At 59.7% G+C, this 14,738-nt stretch carries 22 protein-coding genes and 1 pseudogene; 5 read left to right on the top strand and 18 right to left on the bottom strand.

The window, feature by feature from the left end; all coding sequences use genetic code 11:
• Positions 1-544: 544 nt before the first annotated feature.
• The 17 genes from CSE6_RS15600 to CSE6_RS15520 form a co-directional block, all read right to left on the bottom strand.
• A complete protein-coding gene (locus tag CSE6_RS15600; protein WP_238585718.1) occupies positions 545-1,576 on the bottom strand; it encodes an integrase in 1,032 nt (343 codons plus the stop codon).
• Positions 1,573-1,788 (bottom strand): phage protein, encoded by a 216-nt coding sequence (locus tag CSE6_RS26110; RefSeq protein ID WP_034380602.1) that lies wholly within the window; start codon positions 1,786-1,788, stop codon positions 1,573-1,575. The genes CSE6_RS15600 and CSE6_RS26110 overlap by 4 nt, the downstream gene beginning before the upstream one ends.
• Positions 1,789-2,066: 278 nt before the next feature.
• A complete protein-coding gene (locus CSE6_RS15585; RefSeq protein ID WP_059440929.1) occupies positions 2,067-2,300 on the bottom strand; it encodes a hypothetical protein in 234 nt (77 codons plus the stop codon).
• The gene (locus tag CSE6_RS15580; protein WP_059440928.1) at positions 2,297-2,962 is read right to left on the bottom strand and encodes a hypothetical protein; all 666 of its coding nucleotides are present in this window, start codon (positions 2,960-2,962) and stop codon (positions 2,297-2,299) included. The genes CSE6_RS15585 and CSE6_RS15580 overlap by 4 nt, the downstream gene beginning before the upstream one ends.
• Complete coding sequence (locus CSE6_RS15575; RefSeq protein WP_059440927.1) at positions 2,959-3,204, bottom strand: hypothetical protein; 246 nt, start codon at positions 3,202-3,204, stop codon at positions 2,959-2,961. Before CSE6_RS15575 ends, CSE6_RS15580 begins: the two co-directional genes overlap by 4 nt.
• 46 nt (positions 3,205-3,250) lie before the next feature.
• The gene (locus tag CSE6_RS15570) at positions 3,251-4,249 is read right to left on the bottom strand and encodes a phage Gp37/Gp68 family protein (RefSeq protein WP_059440926.1); all 999 of its coding nucleotides are present in this window, start codon (positions 4,247-4,249) and stop codon (positions 3,251-3,253) included.
• A gap of 92 nt (positions 4,250-4,341) precedes the next feature.
• Positions 4,342-4,926 (bottom strand): hypothetical protein, encoded by a 585-nt coding sequence (locus tag CSE6_RS15565; protein WP_059440925.1) that lies wholly within the window; start codon positions 4,924-4,926, stop codon positions 4,342-4,344.
• Positions 4,926-5,114 carry a hypothetical protein gene (locus CSE6_RS15560; protein ID WP_152668589.1) on the bottom strand — a complete coding sequence of 63 codons (189 nt, stop codon included), beginning with the start codon at positions 5,112-5,114 and terminating at the stop codon, positions 4,926-4,928. Before CSE6_RS15560 ends, CSE6_RS15565 begins: the two co-directional genes overlap by 1 nt.
• Before the next feature lie 289 nt (positions 5,115-5,403).
• A complete protein-coding gene (locus CSE6_RS15555; protein ID WP_059440922.1) occupies positions 5,404-6,261 on the bottom strand; it encodes a hypothetical protein in 858 nt (285 codons plus the stop codon).
• Positions 6,258-6,482: a hypothetical protein gene (locus tag CSE6_RS15550; RefSeq protein WP_059440921.1), complete on the bottom strand. Its 225-nt coding sequence runs from the start codon at positions 6,480-6,482 to the stop codon at positions 6,258-6,260. The genes CSE6_RS15555 and CSE6_RS15550 overlap by 4 nt, the downstream gene beginning before the upstream one ends.
• Positions 6,479-7,432 (bottom strand): phage Gp37/Gp68 family protein, encoded by a 954-nt coding sequence (locus CSE6_RS15545; RefSeq protein WP_059440920.1) that lies wholly within the window; start codon positions 7,430-7,432, stop codon positions 6,479-6,481. The genes CSE6_RS15550 and CSE6_RS15545 overlap by 4 nt, the downstream gene beginning before the upstream one ends.
• A gap of 47 nt (positions 7,433-7,479) precedes the next feature.
• Entirely contained in the window at positions 7,480-8,172 is a 693-nt protein-coding gene (locus CSE6_RS15540; RefSeq protein WP_059440919.1) for a hypothetical protein, read from the bottom strand.
• Positions 8,173-8,244: 72 nt separating this feature from the next.
• Positions 8,245-8,643 (bottom strand): hypothetical protein, encoded by a 399-nt coding sequence (locus CSE6_RS15535; protein WP_059441002.1) that lies wholly within the window; start codon positions 8,641-8,643, stop codon positions 8,245-8,247.
• Between the two features lie 94 nt (positions 8,644-8,737).
• A complete protein-coding gene (locus tag CSE6_RS15530) occupies positions 8,738-9,673 on the bottom strand; it encodes a recombination-associated protein RdgC (RefSeq protein WP_059440918.1) in 936 nt (311 codons plus the stop codon).
• Between the two features lie 64 nt (positions 9,674-9,737).
• Complete coding sequence (locus CSE6_RS15525) at positions 9,738-9,932, bottom strand: hypothetical protein (protein ID WP_059440917.1); 195 nt, start codon at positions 9,930-9,932, stop codon at positions 9,738-9,740.
• Positions 9,933-9,988: 56 nt separating this feature from the next.
• On the bottom strand, positions 9,989-10,126 hold the full coding sequence (locus CSE6_RS26105) for a hypothetical protein (protein WP_176391604.1): 138 nt from the start codon (positions 10,124-10,126) through the stop codon (positions 9,989-9,991).
• 981 nt (positions 10,127-11,107) lie between these two features.
• On the bottom strand, positions 11,108-11,566 hold the full coding sequence (locus CSE6_RS15520; RefSeq protein ID WP_238585717.1) for a hypothetical protein: 459 nt from the start codon (positions 11,564-11,566) through the stop codon (positions 11,108-11,110).
• A 14-nt stretch (positions 11,567-11,580) separates the two neighbouring features.
• On the opposite strand from CSE6_RS15520, the gene CSE6_RS15515 reads away from it, so the two are divergent.
• Complete coding sequence (locus tag CSE6_RS15515; protein WP_152668588.1) at positions 11,581-11,802, top strand: hypothetical protein; 222 nt, start codon at positions 11,581-11,583, stop codon at positions 11,800-11,802.
• A 197-nt stretch (positions 11,803-11,999) separates the two neighbouring features.
• On the opposite strand, the gene CSE6_RS15510 is transcribed toward CSE6_RS15515, so the two are convergent.
• Positions 12,000-12,233: a hypothetical protein gene (locus CSE6_RS15510; RefSeq protein ID WP_152668587.1), complete on the bottom strand. Its 234-nt coding sequence runs from the start codon at positions 12,231-12,233 to the stop codon at positions 12,000-12,002.
• A gap of 156 nt (positions 12,234-12,389) precedes the next feature.
• On the opposite strand from CSE6_RS15510, the gene CSE6_RS15505 reads away from it, so the two are divergent.
• The 4 genes and pseudogenes from CSE6_RS15505 to CSE6_RS15490 form a co-directional block, all read left to right on the top strand.
• Positions 12,390-12,854, top strand: coding sequence for a phage regulatory CII family protein (locus CSE6_RS15505; protein WP_059440914.1), 465 nt, complete (start codon positions 12,390-12,392; stop codon positions 12,852-12,854).
• Positions 12,851-13,567: a phage antirepressor KilAC domain-containing protein gene (locus CSE6_RS15500; RefSeq protein ID WP_059440913.1), complete on the top strand. Its 717-nt coding sequence runs from the start codon at positions 12,851-12,853 to the stop codon at positions 13,565-13,567. Before CSE6_RS15505 ends, CSE6_RS15500 begins: the two co-directional genes overlap by 4 nt.
• Positions 13,564-14,538: a hypothetical protein gene (locus CSE6_RS15495; RefSeq protein WP_083994746.1), complete on the top strand. Its 975-nt coding sequence runs from the start codon at positions 13,564-13,566 to the stop codon at positions 14,536-14,538. The genes CSE6_RS15500 and CSE6_RS15495 overlap by 4 nt, the downstream gene beginning before the upstream one ends.
• Positions 14,528-14,738, top strand: a pseudogene (locus CSE6_RS15490) (hypothetical protein); the annotation flags it as partial. The gene CSE6_RS15495 and the pseudogene CSE6_RS15490, both read left to right, overlap by 11 nt.

Raw genomic sequence — 14,738 nt, 5'->3', positions numbered from 1 at the left:
TTTTACCCTTCAGAGGGACATGACGTTCCCGCCGCGCCTGCCTGCTTCGTGGGTGCAAATTACGAGCTGGTCGGCATATCGCGAACCTGCGCTAATGCACGGGATACACGGTATTTGGGTGATTTTTTTGTATGCGGGAAATTACGAGGCGTGGGGGATGCCAGGTCGACTGACGCCTTGTTGGCTGGGGCTTGAGGTCCGCGCCTCTGCCCAAAGCAAGAGCTGCTATCTCGCCATGCAAGCGGGAGGACACAGGCATGCTTTCGGATGTCGTCGCATGGTTTTTGCGCTAATCGTTTTTTTGAGATGCGCCAAATCGCAAATTGCGAGGGGACCATTGCGGCAAAGAAAAAAGCCGTTAAGTCTTTGAAACTTAACGGCTTTTTGTATATGGTGCCCGGGGCCGGAATCGAACCGGCACGCCTTGCGGCGGGGGATTTTGAGTCCCGTGAAGAAATGAGGATTCATGCGGCCTGCAGGCCGATGTGTTCCGGTTTTTTTGGTGTACTTATTTATAGGTAGAGAAGACAAAACCGGAACACTTTTAGCCCACTGGTTTCAGCCTCCGGACACCGCCGTAATGGCGTTCTGTCAGGCGCTCATCGCTGTGCTGCAGCAGCTTCGATGCCTCTTCCAGGCTACCCGCTTTTTGGGCGGCGCGCTTGCGCATGTCCCGCAGGTAGAGCTGCTTGATTGCATCGGCCAGCTCATCCTCGCCGCGCTCGCTGGCTTTCTCTGCGGCCGTGCTCCGGGCTTTGTCCCATCCATAGCGAAGCGCCTGGGGTGACACTGGCTGCCCGTCTGCAGTGGAAAGCAGCATCAGGTGATCAGCTCCTAGAGCCTTGCGCCTACGCACCAAGTCAGGCAGAACTGCGGAAAGGTTCAAGTCCCACTCAGCCTCCTTGCCGGTCTTACTGGCCTCCAGCGTCAGCAGGTTCCCGCGCGGCATCAGGACCGTGATGCAGTCAGTCAGGCGCATGCCCGTGGCGGATCCGAGGTCCATGCAGTCCTTGATGTGCTGGGCTGCCTCTGCATAGATCGCCGCAAACACATCGTCCCGAACCTTGATCTTCCGCGCCTTCTCCTTGTTCTTCCACTTGCTGCGCTCCATCCCGGCCGCTGGCCATGGCAAAGAGGTGAGGCCTTCGCCGCGCGCCCAGTTCCAGATGACCGAGAGCAAGGCCATCTCCCGATTGCCTTGGGTCTTCGCCGTGCGCTTCGTCAGGTAGCCCTTGATTACCGGTAGGCTCACCTGGTCCCAGGTCGCCTCGGCAAAGACCGGGCGCATCATCCTGAGGTTCTTGGCATAGCCCTTTTTGGTTTCTTCGCTCCTGTACGTTGGCAGGACTTTCGATTCCCAGCCGGAGAAAGCCTCCTCGAGCGTGCCAGCTATGCGCGCACTGTGGGTGCCGTTCTCAGTGATTTCTTTCCATTGGGCGATTGCTTTATCGAAGTCGGTGCCAAGGGGAATTTCCCCGTTTCCTTCTGTCGATGCGTCATAGAAGTAATACACCACGACCTTGCCGCTTTTACGGCGGCGCGTCCTGGTGCGCAGTCGTGGATAGGCTCCAGTCATCTGACAGCTCCTAAGTTAATCCCGCGCGAAGGCGTGAAAACCACTCCAGTCAGCCACGCCCTGGCATGAGCGCGAGAGACAAGAATACGCCTACCCAGGCGTTTATGAGGGATTCCCTCTTTCTTCAAAAACGCTTCTTGCTGGTCCAACTTTCCAGCTGACGCCATTCGCTTAATTTCTTGCGGCAACAGGAATTCACCAGTTTGATCCATGGCGACCTCCATTAAAAATGGCCCTTGCGGGCCGGCGGTTGGGTTTCAAAGGTTCGAGCAGAAGGCGTGCAGCCTGGTTGTAGGCATCCCAAAGCAACAATCCGTCGGTGCACCGTTCCTGCTGCCCGCCGGATAACCCGGCAGCGCAGCAGGTCGGGCATTTGAAGTGGTGGGCGATGTAGGCCTCGTCTTCTGGAAGGCCCACGGTGCTGGCGCTGGTCATCGCGGTTTCCCGGTGCGCTTGACGTCGATCAGCGTGATCAGTGCGATTTTCCATTTCATGGCGTAGCCCCGATCTGGCGTATGCGGCCCAGATAGACCAGGTTGCGCCAATAGGGCAGCTTGCTCCGACCGGGTGCATAGAACTCATAGCGATGGCCGTCGCGGACCCAGATGCAATGCCATCGCCGTGTTGATGTGCGTATGAAACGGATTTGGGTACCCACTGGGTTGAGCAGCCAGGCCACCAGTGCAGAGACGATGCAATTGCTAGGAAATCTCATGCTGGTCATAGCGGCTTCTCGATGCGCTTGAAGTCGATCACCCAGACCCAGGGGTTTGCGGCCCAATCACCGCCGGTGGACTTCCACACCTCGGCAAACCAATCGCGCGGGTCTTCACCATCGGCCATGTTGGGGAACGGGCATCCTTCTGCCATGGCATCCCCTCGGCTGATGGACTGCAGGCGCTCCACGCGCACGCTGGAGATTTCCAGCCAGATGCGGGCCGCCCACTTGGGCATGTGGATTGAAGGTTTCCAGCGGGCGACGATGTCGTCATCCATCGTCATGAATTCAGGTGGTGCACCACCGTCTGCCGCGTACTTGCAATAGGCGGGTGTTTTGAATTTCGAGGGGAGTTCGTCTGCCTTGGAGAAATAGTGATCCTCCCACTCCTTTGCGCTCATCAATGGCCCTTGCCATGTCTCGCGCACATAGATGCGGTCGCCTGGCTTGCCAAATGGGAACTTTGCAGTGTGATAGATGCCCTGGGTGAGGTTGCCTGCCCACCATGTCCACTCGCCAGCAGCGACAAACGCATCCGGCGAATCAACCGAGCAGTGCAAGCGATCTTCTGGTGGCTGCGGCTTTATCACGCGCCGCGTTTGCGTCTTCTGGCCGCTGAGGATGGCGCGCACCAAGGGCGCCTTGAACATCAAGCCGGTTTCTTTCATGTGGTTGCTCCAATCGTGTGCTGACCCAGTTCGCGCTTGAGCTTTTCAAGGAGGGACGGGTGCATGAAGATGCCCATGGGTGTTTGGTAGGCCACGGGTGTGCGCTCTTCGATCCGAACAGGCCGCCATGAGCGGCGGCGCTTCTTTGTCGGGTGCTTCTTGACTTCCCAGTGGTGCGAAACACGCTCGGCCAGAGGGTGAGAGAAAACGGGGATCCCGTTGAATGTCAGAGACTGCTGCATTGCGGCGCTCCAAAAAAGGAACCCCGCACGGTGGCGGGGCTGGTTGTCAGGTCTGTGGGAACTCGTCCCAGGTGCGGCCATCGAGCAGGCGGCCCGCGGCTTTCTTGCCGACGCGGGCCGCGCACGCGCCGTCTGGCCAGTCGTAGAACTCGGGATTCGCGGGACCGTGCGGGCCGTCAATCGGGAAGGTCAGCTTCACGGTGTCGCCATCCTTTTCGCCAGGCATCCAGTCGCCCCACTGCTTGAAAAGAATGTCCGTGCCGGCGTCCTGGCACTGATCGCGCAGGGAGCGCGCCCAGTCGGGGTGCATGGGGCGCGAGCCAGGCCCGGACTCGCCACCGACGATCACCCAGTCCAGCAAGGCCACACTTCCACGGCGAAGTGCTGCTGCGCATTTGATGGGGTCGGCCATATCCCGCCATGTCCCTTTGCAGACTTGCGCCTCAGCCAAATCGCACGCTTGCTCCAAGTTCACCGGGCCAAGTAGTGGCTCCATGCTCAGGAAGCGCACCTTGGCAGGAACGGCCAGCAGCTTGGGAATGTCGCGGTCTGCCTCTTCCTGATTCACCACCGTGGCCCCGATCCAGACATTGGGCAGCGGCATCATGTCCAGCAGGCTCAGGTCTGGGTCATTGCCGTGGGCCATCTCGTCAAGCATGGGATTCACATTGCCTATGCGCTTGGTCAGCAGCAGCCAGTCAAGGTGCGGCGTTTTCAGAATCAGGCCGAACAGGTCAATGCGCCAGCTCGTGTTTACCGCGTTGTCGAACACATCGGCCAGAGACGCGCAGAACACGCGCTGACGGCGGCCGTGCTCTGCAAAGAAGGCTTCATGGTTGGCATTCCAGGCCAGAGGCTTTTTCCAGTTGCCGGCGCTGGTCAGGCGGCGCGGCGCACCCGGCCCCCAGTTGATCGCCTGACCACCGGCATAGCGCGCATTGCGCGTTTCGGCATAGCAGTGGTCGCAGCCCGGGTCCACCTTCTGGCAGCCTTCCCAGGGGTTAAACGTGTGGTCTGTCCACTCGATCTTGGTGTTTTCGGCCATCTGGCCCTCCAGAAATGAAGAACCCCGCTCAGTGGCGGGGCTCGGGGTTGCGGTTTTGCTGCTTCTCTTGGCGAGCGCGGCGAATCTCTCGTTTAGATGGTCGGGCCATTTGGCTTCTCCTGGTAACTGAATTCCGTGCCGTCCTGGTTCCACATGGGGACGTAACGGCATTGGTCGCAGCGGTGAAAGTCGTAGTACCCGTTTCCATCCGCGCGATATGTCCCCTGCTTGCAGTGCGAGCACTGCAGGCCGATGCGTGAGCGATACAGCGCATCTTTGGCCGCGATAAGGCTTTCTTGGGCAGCAATGATTTCGCCGTCCGTCAGGTGTTGGGGGCCGTCCCCTGGTGGCAGTGGCGCCGCGGCGAGCATGTGCATGTAGATACGCCGGTTGTTTGAGTCCCAGCGATCTGGCGCATTCGGATGGAGTTTCCGACTCCGGACAGTAGCGAGCTGGGCTTCTGTCGGCTCAACAGGCACCAGCTTCCAGCCCTGCACCACGGTCCGCCTGACTGGATCGGGCAGGGCGAGGGAGTAGTCCGGCGGGATAACGTCTTTGACCGTCTTGCAGGCGGGGCAGACATGGCGGTATCCCTTGCCTGGCGGGATGTAGAGTCCAGTCGGCGGTTCGTGCTCCGGATGGATGCACGTCTTGTCTGAGGGCAAGTCGAAGAACATCAAGCTGCTCCTTCCTTGGCTGCTGCCCGAACGATGCCAGGGCCTTTGCGCAGCTCTTTGATGATCTTGTCCCGCTTTTTTGCCGACATGCCGATCAGTTCCTGGTAGGCGGCAAGGACAGAGGCCATCATCAGCAGGTCAGAGCGCGTCGGTGTCGCGTATCTGGCGCGCCATTCGATCTCGCCCAAGCGCTCGCTAGGAGTAGGCCAGCACATGCCATCAAAGCTGCGGTAGAAATTCGCCTTCTCAGCCATCACTCACCCCCTTGCGCTGCCTGGGCGGCGCGCTGTGATGCCTTGCGGGATACGCAAAGCGGTGTTCCCGGCACATGCACCCCGCCAGCGCCGCGTACTTGGCGCCCCTGAACATCACGCGCAAACTGCACGCACTCAGCCTGACTTGGGAATTCGTCAATCTTGGAGACGAAGCCGCCATAGCTCGACGCCACCCAAAGGAGCACCCATATCGTTGCTTCGCTCATTGACCTTCCCCCTTTGCTGCCGCGATAGCGGCGCGGTTGGCGCGCTCGAAACCTTGCGTAATGCGGCCTTTGTGCATGACTACCTTGTCGCCGGGGTTCAGCCTGACGGTCAACATATCGACTTGCGTATTGCTGCCGCATCCGCTGTGCTCCATGAGCACTTCTTGCTCCGCATCCCTCGCGTCTGCCTGCGCGGGAAGTCCGGTAGCAGTAGCCAGCAGGGCGCGCACCTTTCCAAAAATTGCGCTCCAGGCTTCATTCATTTGAGCCAGAGTGATTTCCGGGTAGTTGCCACTGGATTCAAGGACGGCTTTGTGTGTGTAGTCGGCCACAAGCTGCATCACTGCTTGCGTTTCCTTCTCCGCGCCCACAGGCTCTGGCTGCACCACTGGCGCGGCTGCCTGGGTGGCTGCAAGCGCCAGAAGTGCGCGATATCGATCTTTCGCACGCTGTTTTGGCAAATCATCACCGTGACGTGCGCGGAGGCGATCCTCTCCGGCCATCAACACTTCAATCATTTGTTCGGTCGGCTCTGCAGGCATCGACCATGCCACGGCTGCGGGCGCTGGAACATTTTCTGGATGGCTGGCGCTGGCCGATGTTCCAACGCCCTCAGAAGCCATGCTGGGCTTCATTCCGACTGGAACATCATCTGGAACAAAAGCGGAATTTCCGCGCAAGAATGTTCCAGCCAGGCCATGGCGCTTGAGATAGTCCAGTGCCCGATCAGCGAGATCGTTGCTTGGTGACGCTTTGCGGAGAGTGTGGACTAGCTGGCGCACCAGCATGGCCAGTTCGTCCACTTTGCCGCCGGCAGCAGTTTGCGAAATTTCGCAAGTTTCGGGTTGATTCATTGCATGCTCCATGAAATGCAGGAACCGGATGTGCAGCGGCCGGAGGTGACGCCGCTGGTCAGGACGGTGAAATTCAGCCGGCTTTTGCAGCGCGGGCACTCAAGGTGCCCGGTCACTTTCTCGGCCGGGGCGAAGGTGGGCGGTGCGCAGTAGGTGCGCTTGACCTGGGCCAGGGCTGCCCGGATGTGTGGCGCCTGGGCGCTGAAGGCTGCGGTGGTCACGGTGTTGGCACCTCGTCCCAGGTGCGGCCATCTAGTTGTCGGCCGGCGGCCTTCTTACCGACGAGGTGGTAGCGGCCTTGGCCTTCGACCATGGCGAACTCCTTGATCGGCGCAAACCCGTTTTCAGCGCGCGCAGCGCCGTGCTGGCTCGGTGCGATCCACTCGCCCCACTGTTTGAACAGGAAAGGCAGGCCAACAGCCTGGCACTGATCACGCAGTGAGCGCGCCCAGTCGGGATCCATAGGTCTGGCGCCGGGACCGCTCTCACCGCCGACGATCACCCAGTGCAATTTGCCAAGTGGTTCCGGGTAACCGCAACACTCAGGTGGGTCGGGGGGCTGCATCCAACCATCGCCAGGATGACCGGGCACTAGCGCTCCGCAGCACTTCCAAAGAGATTGGCGCAGGTCCACGTGCTCCAGCAGAGGTTCCATCGACAGAAAGCGCACTGCTGCGTCCACGGCTATGAGTTTCGGGATATCGCGGTCGGCTTCTTCCTGGTTCACGACCGTGGCGCCAATCCATACATGCGGGTAGAGCTTCGCAAAGTCGAACGGCACGGGAAGCATGTTGCCCACGTTGCCAATGCGCTTGGTGAGCAGTAGCCAGTCCAAATTTGGCGTGGCCTCAATCAGCTTGAACAGGTCTTCGCGCCACTGAGGATCCACCGCGTTGTCGAATACATCGGCCAGGGAGGCGCAGAAGACCCGCTGTCGACGGCCGTGCTCAGCAAAAAATGCCGCGTGATTGGCATTCCAGGCCAGCGGCTTACGCCAATTGCTGGCGCTGGTGCGCACCCGTTCGCCCTTCGGGCCCCATATAACCTTGTGCATGCGCTTGTCCATCAGGTGCTCGGCATAGCAGTTGTCACAGCCTGGGGATACCTTCGTGCATCCGATGAAGGGGTTGAAGGTGTGGTCAGTCCATTCGATCTTGCTGTTTTCAGCCATGCTGTTCTCCAAAAAGGGAAGCCCGCGGCGGCGGGCTGGGGTGTTGGTTAGGTGACTGATGCCTGTTGCTTCACGTTGTCGTAGGCCTTGATCCCCCACGCGATGGCATAGCAGTTCCATAGGAAATGGAATTTGAATTCCTTGCAGTTCCACTCCCAGCAGTCATCCATCTGAAAGCCAGGCACGTCATCACATCGAAAGTCGCGGGCAGCGTCGTAGGCTCGTACTTCGCCATCATCGGCAGTCGATAGAACTTCATCGTTCAGAGCGCTCCAAAGCGCGGCCTTGTCGTCGCTGAATTGGTCGCGCTCCGCCTGGGTGCTGTATTCAGCATCGGGTTCACTGCACTCAACCCAGCTATCAAATGCCTCTTTGACATGCTCCCGAAAGCTATCGGCACTGAACTCCATGACATCCCTTGGTGCCGGTGCGAGCAGCTTCTCGTCCCAATAACCAGGGTTGATTGCCAGTTGATCCGCGCGGCCTGTTTTGTTGTAGTGCTCTTGATCGGTGCGAAAGAACGCGAACATGTCCTGCAAGCGTCGGAATACGAAAGTTCCCATGTCACCATCAATGCACAGCGTGCCTGGCCAAGTGATGATGTCGAACCAGTAGGCGCGGCTGTTCGGATCTTTGAACCGCAAATGACGGTTCACACCGTCGTCGCGCACGACTTCCATCTGGTGCGCTTGCGCATCCTTGAGGAAGCGATCCTCGGTGCATGCAATTTCTCGGGGCATTCGTGTCTCCAGAAAGCAAAAAGCCCGCTCAGTGGCGGGCTGTGATGGGTAGACAAGCGCGCTGGCCGGCGCTCAAGAAACGGTCTTCTTGATTTCTTGGAGCTGCACCTCGAGCCAGCCCGCCTTGACGGCCAGCTCTTTGCACTGCTGTGCAGCTTCTTGCAGGATGTAGGGCTTGCTGCGCACAGCAGTGCGCTTGGCGGTTCGCAGCCACGCAGTTTCATCAAAGGGCTCCGGCGGCTTGCCGCCTGCCTTCTGCGCCATCTGGCAGAGCCGCTCGTGCGCCTGCTTTGCCTCGTCCAGCAATCCGGGCTTGATGCCAGAGACGCGCCAGCCCTTGTGCACGGACACTGCATCCGCCTTGGCAGCCAGGCGGCGCTGGCGCTCGAGCTCCATTCCTTGAGCTCGCATGGCGGCCATGCGGGAGCTGGTGATGGGGTCGCCGTTGTGATTCACGAAAGTCAGACTCATGGGAGCCTCCAAAGCAAAAGCCCGCTGGTAGGTGGGCCGTTGATTCATTGATGTGGGCGCGCGGCCCGGTTCATGCAAATCTATGAATAGGTGATCAGTTGCTGGCGCTGGTAGCCAGCGAGGCGGGCAGGTCGCCCATGCGGGTGCGACCCTCACCGCCCAGTGCTTCGATCAGGTCGGGAATCAGGCGCGAGAGCTCACCGGTGGCAATCGTCACATCGGTATCAAAGCCGCTGTCATCCTGGCTGTTGCCGTCCATGACCGTATCGAGCAGCACGATGTTCTTGATCTGCAGGCCTTCGGTCAGCACAAAGCTCACACGGTCGTCCCAGGTCATCGCCAGCTTGGTGGGCAGCTTGCCGTGCTCGATGTGCTGGCGCACCTCATCAATATCCAGCGGGTGGCGGGCGTAGCGCACGACAGCTTTTGATTCGTCCGCGGCTTTGAGCTCCGTCTCACGGTCGGCGGTGAAGCCGGCGGGCGGCTCCTGCGTCATCAGCCAATGCGCCATGGCGGCCTGTGGGCTGGTCTGTGTGTCCAGCAGTGCAAGGGCGAAGCCGGGCAGGCCTTCGACCAGCAGCGTTACCACCTCGTCGGCGCGGCCCTGGGCGCTGGTATCGAGCACCAGCGTGCGCGCCTGGGGATCGACCCAGACCCACATGCTGCCCTGCTTGGTGAAGGCCATGGGCAGCAGGTCCAGCTTGGACTCGTCCTTGAGCTCCTTCTTCTCCTTCTTGCCGGGCTTGCGGCCTTCGGTCTTTTCGATGTGCTCGGCCTTCTCGTTGACCTTGCGATTGAGCACGCTGGCCGGCAGCACCTTGGCCTCTGTCATGAAGCGCATGACCCATTGACCGGCAACGGATTCGACCAGGGCGCCATGAGCCTCTCCGCGCGGCGGCACCCAGCCCACGGAGCGCTCCTGCGTGGCGCCGCACTCCTCAAACACCGTCTTTTGCAGCGCATCCTCCAGCGCCTGCAGATCGCCTTGCCAGCTCTCGGCAATGCGGTAAATGATCATGTTCTTGAACATCAGGACTCCAGAAAAGAGAAAGCCACCGGTGCGGTGGCGAATTGGGTGGTGGTGGGCGCTTCAGTCACGGCAGCTCTTTCAGGCATTGCACAGTCTTGTCGTCCAGCCACTCGGCATGCATGCCCGGACAGGCGAACTCATCGCGCAGGTTCCGGACGATGGTCTGCGGCTCATCCGTCTGAGCATCCGGCACGGCAAGCCAGGCCAGACCCATGCAGATGGCAGCGATCAAGATCAGGGCTTCAAGTAGCTTTGTCATCGTTTCACTCCATAGCGCTTATGGGGCAAGCGCGAGCAGCTATCAAAAATGATGGATCAGACGGGCCATGCTTCGGGCGTGAGGGTCATCACCACGACCGCGCCGACCAGGCAGAAGAGGCCGAGGCCTGTGAGCGCCCATTGCGCCGCGATCAGCAGCTTTGTCGTCGGGGTGGTAGCGGGAGCGGAATGCATGGAGTCTCCTTTGGGCAAAGAAAAAGCCCGCTGCAAACGCTCGCGGGCCTGGATAAAGAGCCGGTGACCTTTCGGGTCACGCCTAGGGAGGAAGGATTGGAGGGAGGAGGGAAGCCCCAGGCCCGGCTGAAAAAGGGTAGATGACGCAGCGGGTCGCCAGATGAGGGTCCAGCTATACAAATGCGCAAGGGTTAAAGAAATGTCGCGCCATCTGGTGTGACCACTGTCGCCACGACGCAAGCGCCGCGTTCCTAATTGCCGCCAGCCCAGGCCCATTCCTGAACTGACGTACCTGCTCGAGTGGTCACGCCGGATGGCCCTGGTATCGCCCAGGGGTGGCGAGTGTTTTGAGTGGTGGGCCGGGTCGTCCGGCCTATTCATCTCGCATGTGTTCTCCTTCGCAGCGCGCGGCTGCCTGGTTGGGATGCTTTCGCTGGCATCGATTCAGCAGTGCTCTGGTCTCACGCGTTGCACTTCTTTCCGCGTGCAGCCCCCTCTCGGCGTGAACATGCAGGAGCGAACCCACATGTCCGGACTGCTTGCCCCGTGTACCGACTCGCTCGGCTTGGGGACGGGTTTAACCCGCGCTAGACGCTGTTGATCACTGCGGCCGGCCATTTCCTCGTTGGCTTTTTAAAGACCCGTGGCACGCGGCTCGATCGCTTGGCACCCGGCGCCAGCAACACGGTGATTGCGGCGTTGGATGAATTGTAAATACGTTTACAAGAAAAGATCAAATGATTTGTAGATGAATTTACAAATCCGGGAATTTTTGCGCCGATTTATTTAGCTTGCCGCGATGGTCGTGGCAACGTTATGATCAAACCATGTATAAAAACACAGTATCTGAAGGCATGCGTGAGCGCCGAACTCGGGTCCGAGTTCAGCGCGCTCATGAGTCGGCGGATGATGTGGAGAGGCGTGTGCGCGAGTTGACGCAACAGGGTGTGAGGACCCTGGTTTTCCCAAGTGAGGAGTTGCTTAGGGTTTGGCGGACACGTCTTGCAGCACTTGCATGATGGCGGTGCTGGCTGCATTGAATGCCCTGGCGCGACTGAGTTTGTCTGCCTGAGGGATCATGTCAAAGAGTGCCGCAAGCTCGATGGCAGCTGGGGACAGCTCTGATGGTGCGTTGATTGTGGACTCGGGCTCCATTGAGCCTTCGCCTGTGAGTAGCCAGCGCGGATTGACTTTTAGAAAGGCCGCTACGGCGTCATGTGATTCGGTGCGGAGCTTTTGATCTCGCCCTTTGGCATTGGTCAGGATCATGCCAATGTTCTGCACGGAGGTGCTTGCGGCCCGTGCAACATCTTTGCGCTCAATCTCGCGTCCAAGCGTTTCTGCGCGCTTCCGCATTGCGAGTAATAGGCGTTCACCGTAGAGCATGCCCAACCTTAACGTTTTGTTTGTAAATTGATTTGCGTTCTTTCTTGTAAACATGTTTACAATGAAGAATGAACAAAGCACACGCAATCAACCTGCTAGGCGGTACGCCAAAAAAAGCTGCTGTTGCGATGGGGTATCGCGCAGTCCAAACCATCTACCAATGGCCTGATCAGCTTCCGCAAGCAACCGCTGATCGCGTGAGGGGCGTGGTCGATCGCATTTCCAAAGAGAAAAAGCGACGTGGTGCCGGCAAGTCATCCGCCCCTGCAAAGGAGGTGAGCCATGGCTAGGTTTTGGCCTTTATGGCGTCGTCCATCCATTCCCTTTGAGGCTCTGATTGTTCCTGTTGGCTCAGCGGTTGTTCTCCGACCTGCATCCCCTTTGACTGCAGAGCAGCTCAAGGAGATTAGGGAGCGCCTGAGTCTTGAGTCAGTGCGCACAGGGGTCAATTTCATGGTGCTGCCGGATGCGGAGTGGCAGGCGGTCGCTATCGGAGTGCCTGAATGACGGCAGCGATACCTCCGAGCAAGCCGGCCACTGCCGCAATGAGTCCCGCGATCGCGCCCAGCAGCCCTAGCGGCTGCTCGCGCCAGTGTCTTGCGAACCATAGCGCGACGCGTCGCAACGGAGGGCGAGACCAGTGCCCCATCGGGAACATGCGCTCCCCCGGTATGTACTCGCCTTCCCAATGCTTCGCTTTCCAGCGTTGCCACCAATTCATGTCCGCCCTCCCTGGCGCTGGTTGTGTAGGAGCTCCCAGCATAGCCCAGGGTGTGGCGGCCAACTTTTCCTCTCTTCTGGCCTGTTTTCGTTTTCATGCAGCCAGTGTCCAACCTCTGCCGCATCAGCGGTAGGCGAATCTCACGAGGCATTCGCTATGCGTAGAACCATTAAGCAAACCCATCGCGCGCTGTTCCTGGCTCTCCAGGCTGACGCCAAAGAGTATCCCGGCGGTATCCGTGCGCTGGCTGAAATTGCCGGCCTGAATGGCAACACCCTTGCCAACGGCATCAACCCCGATCACGAGGCTGCGCCGCCTTCATTTGGTGTGGTGGTTGAAATCATCGTGCTGGCGCAGGCCCGCCGCTCGGTGTTTGCCTTGGCTCATCTGGTTGGTCAGGTGCCCATGGACTTCCAGATGGACGACCGCAGCCCATCTGACTCCATTCGCCTGTTTATGGAGCTGGTCAGCACTGCCAGCAAGTCCCTGGCAGAAGGCTCTCCCCGAGCTCAAGACGGTCACTTTTGCGCAGACGACCGCCGCGCTCTTGAGCCTCTTCTGCTGGCGCTGATGAAGTGCACGGCCGAGCTGCTGCAGTCCATCCGAGGAGGCGCTCAATGAACACCATCACCACCTCCGCGGCCCTGACCATGAGCAGCCGCGATATTGCGGAACTGACGGGCAAGCGCCATGCCGACGTGATGCGCGACATCCGCAGCATGATGGACGCGCTGCAGCAAAACGCAGAATTGCGTTCTGTTTGTTTTTCAAGCACTTACGTGGGCGAGAACGAGCAGAGCTATCCCCAATACGAGCTGGACAAGGACACGAGCCTGACTCTGCTGCTGGGCTACGACCCGGTGGCACGCATGAAGGTGGTCAAGCGCTGGCAGGAACTGGAGGCTCTGCAGCCTGCGCCAGCACAGCTGACGCGCATGGACATTCTCAAGCTGGCGATGGAGTCCGAGCAGGCTCGCATTCAGGCTGAAACACAGCTGGCGCTGGCAGCACCAAAAGCTGAGTACGTGGACCGCTACGTGGCGGCCAATGGCTCTCTGGGGTTCCGGCAAGTTGCCAAGCTTCTGAACGCTAAGGAGCCGGAATTCCGCGCCTTCCTGGAGGACAGCAAGATCCTCTACCGCCTGGCTGGTGTGCTGACCCCGTACCAGAACCACATTGAGGCGGGCCGCTTTTCCATCAAGACCGGCGTCAACCAAGTCAACGAGCACGCCTTTGCGCATGCGCGCTTCACCCCCAAGGGCGTTCAGTGGATTGCGGGCCTTTGGAGCCAGCACCAGGTGCGCCTGAAGCAGAGCGGAGAGGTGACAGCATGAGCGCCATCAGCACCTATCTGGATCGCCCAATCGCATTTCAGCGTGTCTTTGTGGCTCTTGGCGCAGGCATCACCGGCGCTTTGCTGCTGAGCCAGGCCGTCTACTGGTCGCGCCGTAGTGGCGATGACTCCGGCTGGTTCTTCAAGACCCAGATCGAATGGGAGGAAGAAACAGGCCTGACACGCCGCGAACAGGAGGGGGCCCGCAGCCGCCTGCAGTCAATGGGCCTGCTGCGCGAAGAGCGCCGAGGAATCCCCGCCAAGCTGTTCTACCGCGTTGACTTCGATGCCTTGCAATCAAGCTTGGATGAATGCGCCAAACAAGATTGCACAAAACCGCCAATCAAGGATGAGCAAAGCGAGCAAGCAGGTACGCACAAAACCGCCAAACAGGATCGCGCAAAACGTACAAACAGGGCTGCGCAAAACCGCCAATCTAAATTAAGTAAGACTACAACAGAGACTACTTCAGAGACTACGGCAGAGAGTAGTGCAGCCCCGGCTGAAGCCAAGGCTGAGCCGATGAGGGTGGAGGCTGGTGACGGGACGATCTACGAGATTCCCGCAGAGCTGCGCTACCCCGGTCCCAACACCAAGAGCCACAAGGCGTGGGTGGCCTACGCCATTGCCTACGAGAAGCGCTACGGCAGCTGGCCCCTCTGGAATGCCACGGTAGGCGGCCAGTTCATGAACTTCATCGACCGCGTGGGAGCCGAACTCGCTCCCCGTGTGGCCGTGCACTACGTTCGCCGCGTCAACGAGGAATTCGTTGTGAAGCAGATGCACCCGGTCAAGCTGCTGCAGTCGGATGCCGAGAAGTGGGCGACCCAGCACCACACCGGCGCCAGCATGACCAGCACCCGTGCCAAGCAAGCCGACCAGCTGGATGCAAACGCCAGCGTGGCAGACGAGGCAATGGCCATCCTTCGCGCCCAGCGCTCTGCGCAGCAAGGAGGCTTTGATGCTGAATGACGCAGAACTGTCTCGCCTGTGCTCGCAACTGGCCCTGACCTCTGAGGCAATGGGGCATGCGCTGTCTCCTGCCGCTGCAGCGATGATGGCCGATGACCTGAGCATTTACCCGCTGCAAGCTCTGGAGCGTGCACTGAAGCGCGTGCGCGCCCAGCACACGGGCAAGCTCGGAACCAAGGTGGTTCTGGATCAGCTCGAAG

This window comes from Comamonas sp. E6 (assembly GCF_001010305.1).
GTDB classification, from domain to species: Bacteria; Pseudomonadota; Gammaproteobacteria; order Burkholderiales; family Burkholderiaceae_C; genus Comamonas; species Comamonas thiooxydans.
Note: the sequence above shows the minus strand (reverse complement) of the source record. Positions and strands in the feature narration are given on the sequence as shown.

What these genes read in the sequence shown, in the direction of transcription:
- CSE6_RS15600 (WP_238585718.1), bottom strand. Translation starts at nt 1,576, where the DNA reads ATGACTGGAGCCTATCCACGACTGCGCACCAGGACGCGCCGCCGTAAA.
- CSE6_RS26110 (WP_034380602.1), bottom strand. Translation starts at nt 1,788, where the DNA reads ATGGATCAAACTGGTGAATTCCTGTTGCCGCAAGAAATTAAGCGAATG.
- CSE6_RS15585 (WP_059440929.1), bottom strand. Translation starts at nt 2,300, where the DNA reads ATGACCAGCATGAGATTTCCTAGCAATTGCATCGTCTCTGCACTGGTG.
- CSE6_RS15580 (WP_059440928.1), bottom strand. Translation starts at nt 2,962, where the DNA reads ATGAAAGAAACCGGCTTGATGTTCAAGGCGCCCTTGGTGCGCGCCATC.
- CSE6_RS15575 (WP_059440927.1), bottom strand. Translation starts at nt 3,204, where the DNA reads ATGCAGCAGTCTCTGACATTCAACGGGATCCCCGTTTTCTCTCACCCT.
- CSE6_RS15570 (WP_059440926.1), bottom strand. Translation starts at nt 4,249, where the DNA reads ATGGCCGAAAACACCAAGATCGAGTGGACAGACCACACGTTTAACCCC.
- CSE6_RS15565 (WP_059440925.1), bottom strand. Translation starts at nt 4,926, where the DNA reads ATGTTCTTCGACTTGCCCTCAGACAAGACGTGCATCCATCCGGAGCAC.
- CSE6_RS15555 (WP_059440922.1), bottom strand. Translation starts at nt 6,261, where the DNA reads ATGAATCAACCCGAAACTTGCGAAATTTCGCAAACTGCTGCCGGCGGC.
- CSE6_RS15545 (WP_059440920.1), bottom strand. Translation starts at nt 7,432, where the DNA reads ATGGCTGAAAACAGCAAGATCGAATGGACTGACCACACCTTCAACCCC.
- CSE6_RS15540 (WP_059440919.1), bottom strand. Translation starts at nt 8,172, where the DNA reads ATGCCCCGAGAAATTGCATGCACCGAGGATCGCTTCCTCAAGGATGCG.
- CSE6_RS15535 (WP_059441002.1), bottom strand. Translation starts at nt 8,643, where the DNA reads ATGAGTCTGACTTTCGTGAATCACAACGGCGACCCCATCACCAGCTCC.
- CSE6_RS15530 (WP_059440918.1), bottom strand. Translation starts at nt 9,673, where the DNA reads ATGTTCAAGAACATGATCATTTACCGCATTGCCGAGAGCTGGCAAGGC.
- CSE6_RS15525 (WP_059440917.1), bottom strand. Translation starts at nt 9,932, where the DNA reads ATGACAAAGCTACTTGAAGCCCTGATCTTGATCGCTGCCATCTGCATG.
- CSE6_RS26105 (WP_176391604.1), bottom strand. Translation starts at nt 10,126, where the DNA reads ATGCATTCCGCTCCCGCTACCACCCCGACGACAAAGCTGCTGATCGCG.
- CSE6_RS15520 (WP_238585717.1), bottom strand. Translation starts at nt 11,566, where the DNA reads ATGTTTACAAGAAAGAACGCAAATCAATTTACAAACAAAACGTTAAGG.
- CSE6_RS15515 (WP_152668588.1), top strand. Translation starts at nt 11,581, where the DNA reads ATGAACAAAGCACACGCAATCAACCTGCTAGGCGGTACGCCAAAAAAA.
- CSE6_RS15510 (WP_152668587.1), bottom strand. Translation starts at nt 12,233, where the DNA reads ATGAATTGGTGGCAACGCTGGAAAGCGAAGCATTGGGAAGGCGAGTAC.
- CSE6_RS15505 (WP_059440914.1), top strand. Translation starts at nt 12,390, where the DNA reads ATGCGTAGAACCATTAAGCAAACCCATCGCGCGCTGTTCCTGGCTCTC.
- CSE6_RS15500 (WP_059440913.1), top strand. Translation starts at nt 12,851, where the DNA reads ATGAACACCATCACCACCTCCGCGGCCCTGACCATGAGCAGCCGCGAT.
- CSE6_RS15495 (WP_083994746.1), top strand. Translation starts at nt 13,564, where the DNA reads ATGAGCGCCATCAGCACCTATCTGGATCGCCCAATCGCATTTCAGCGT.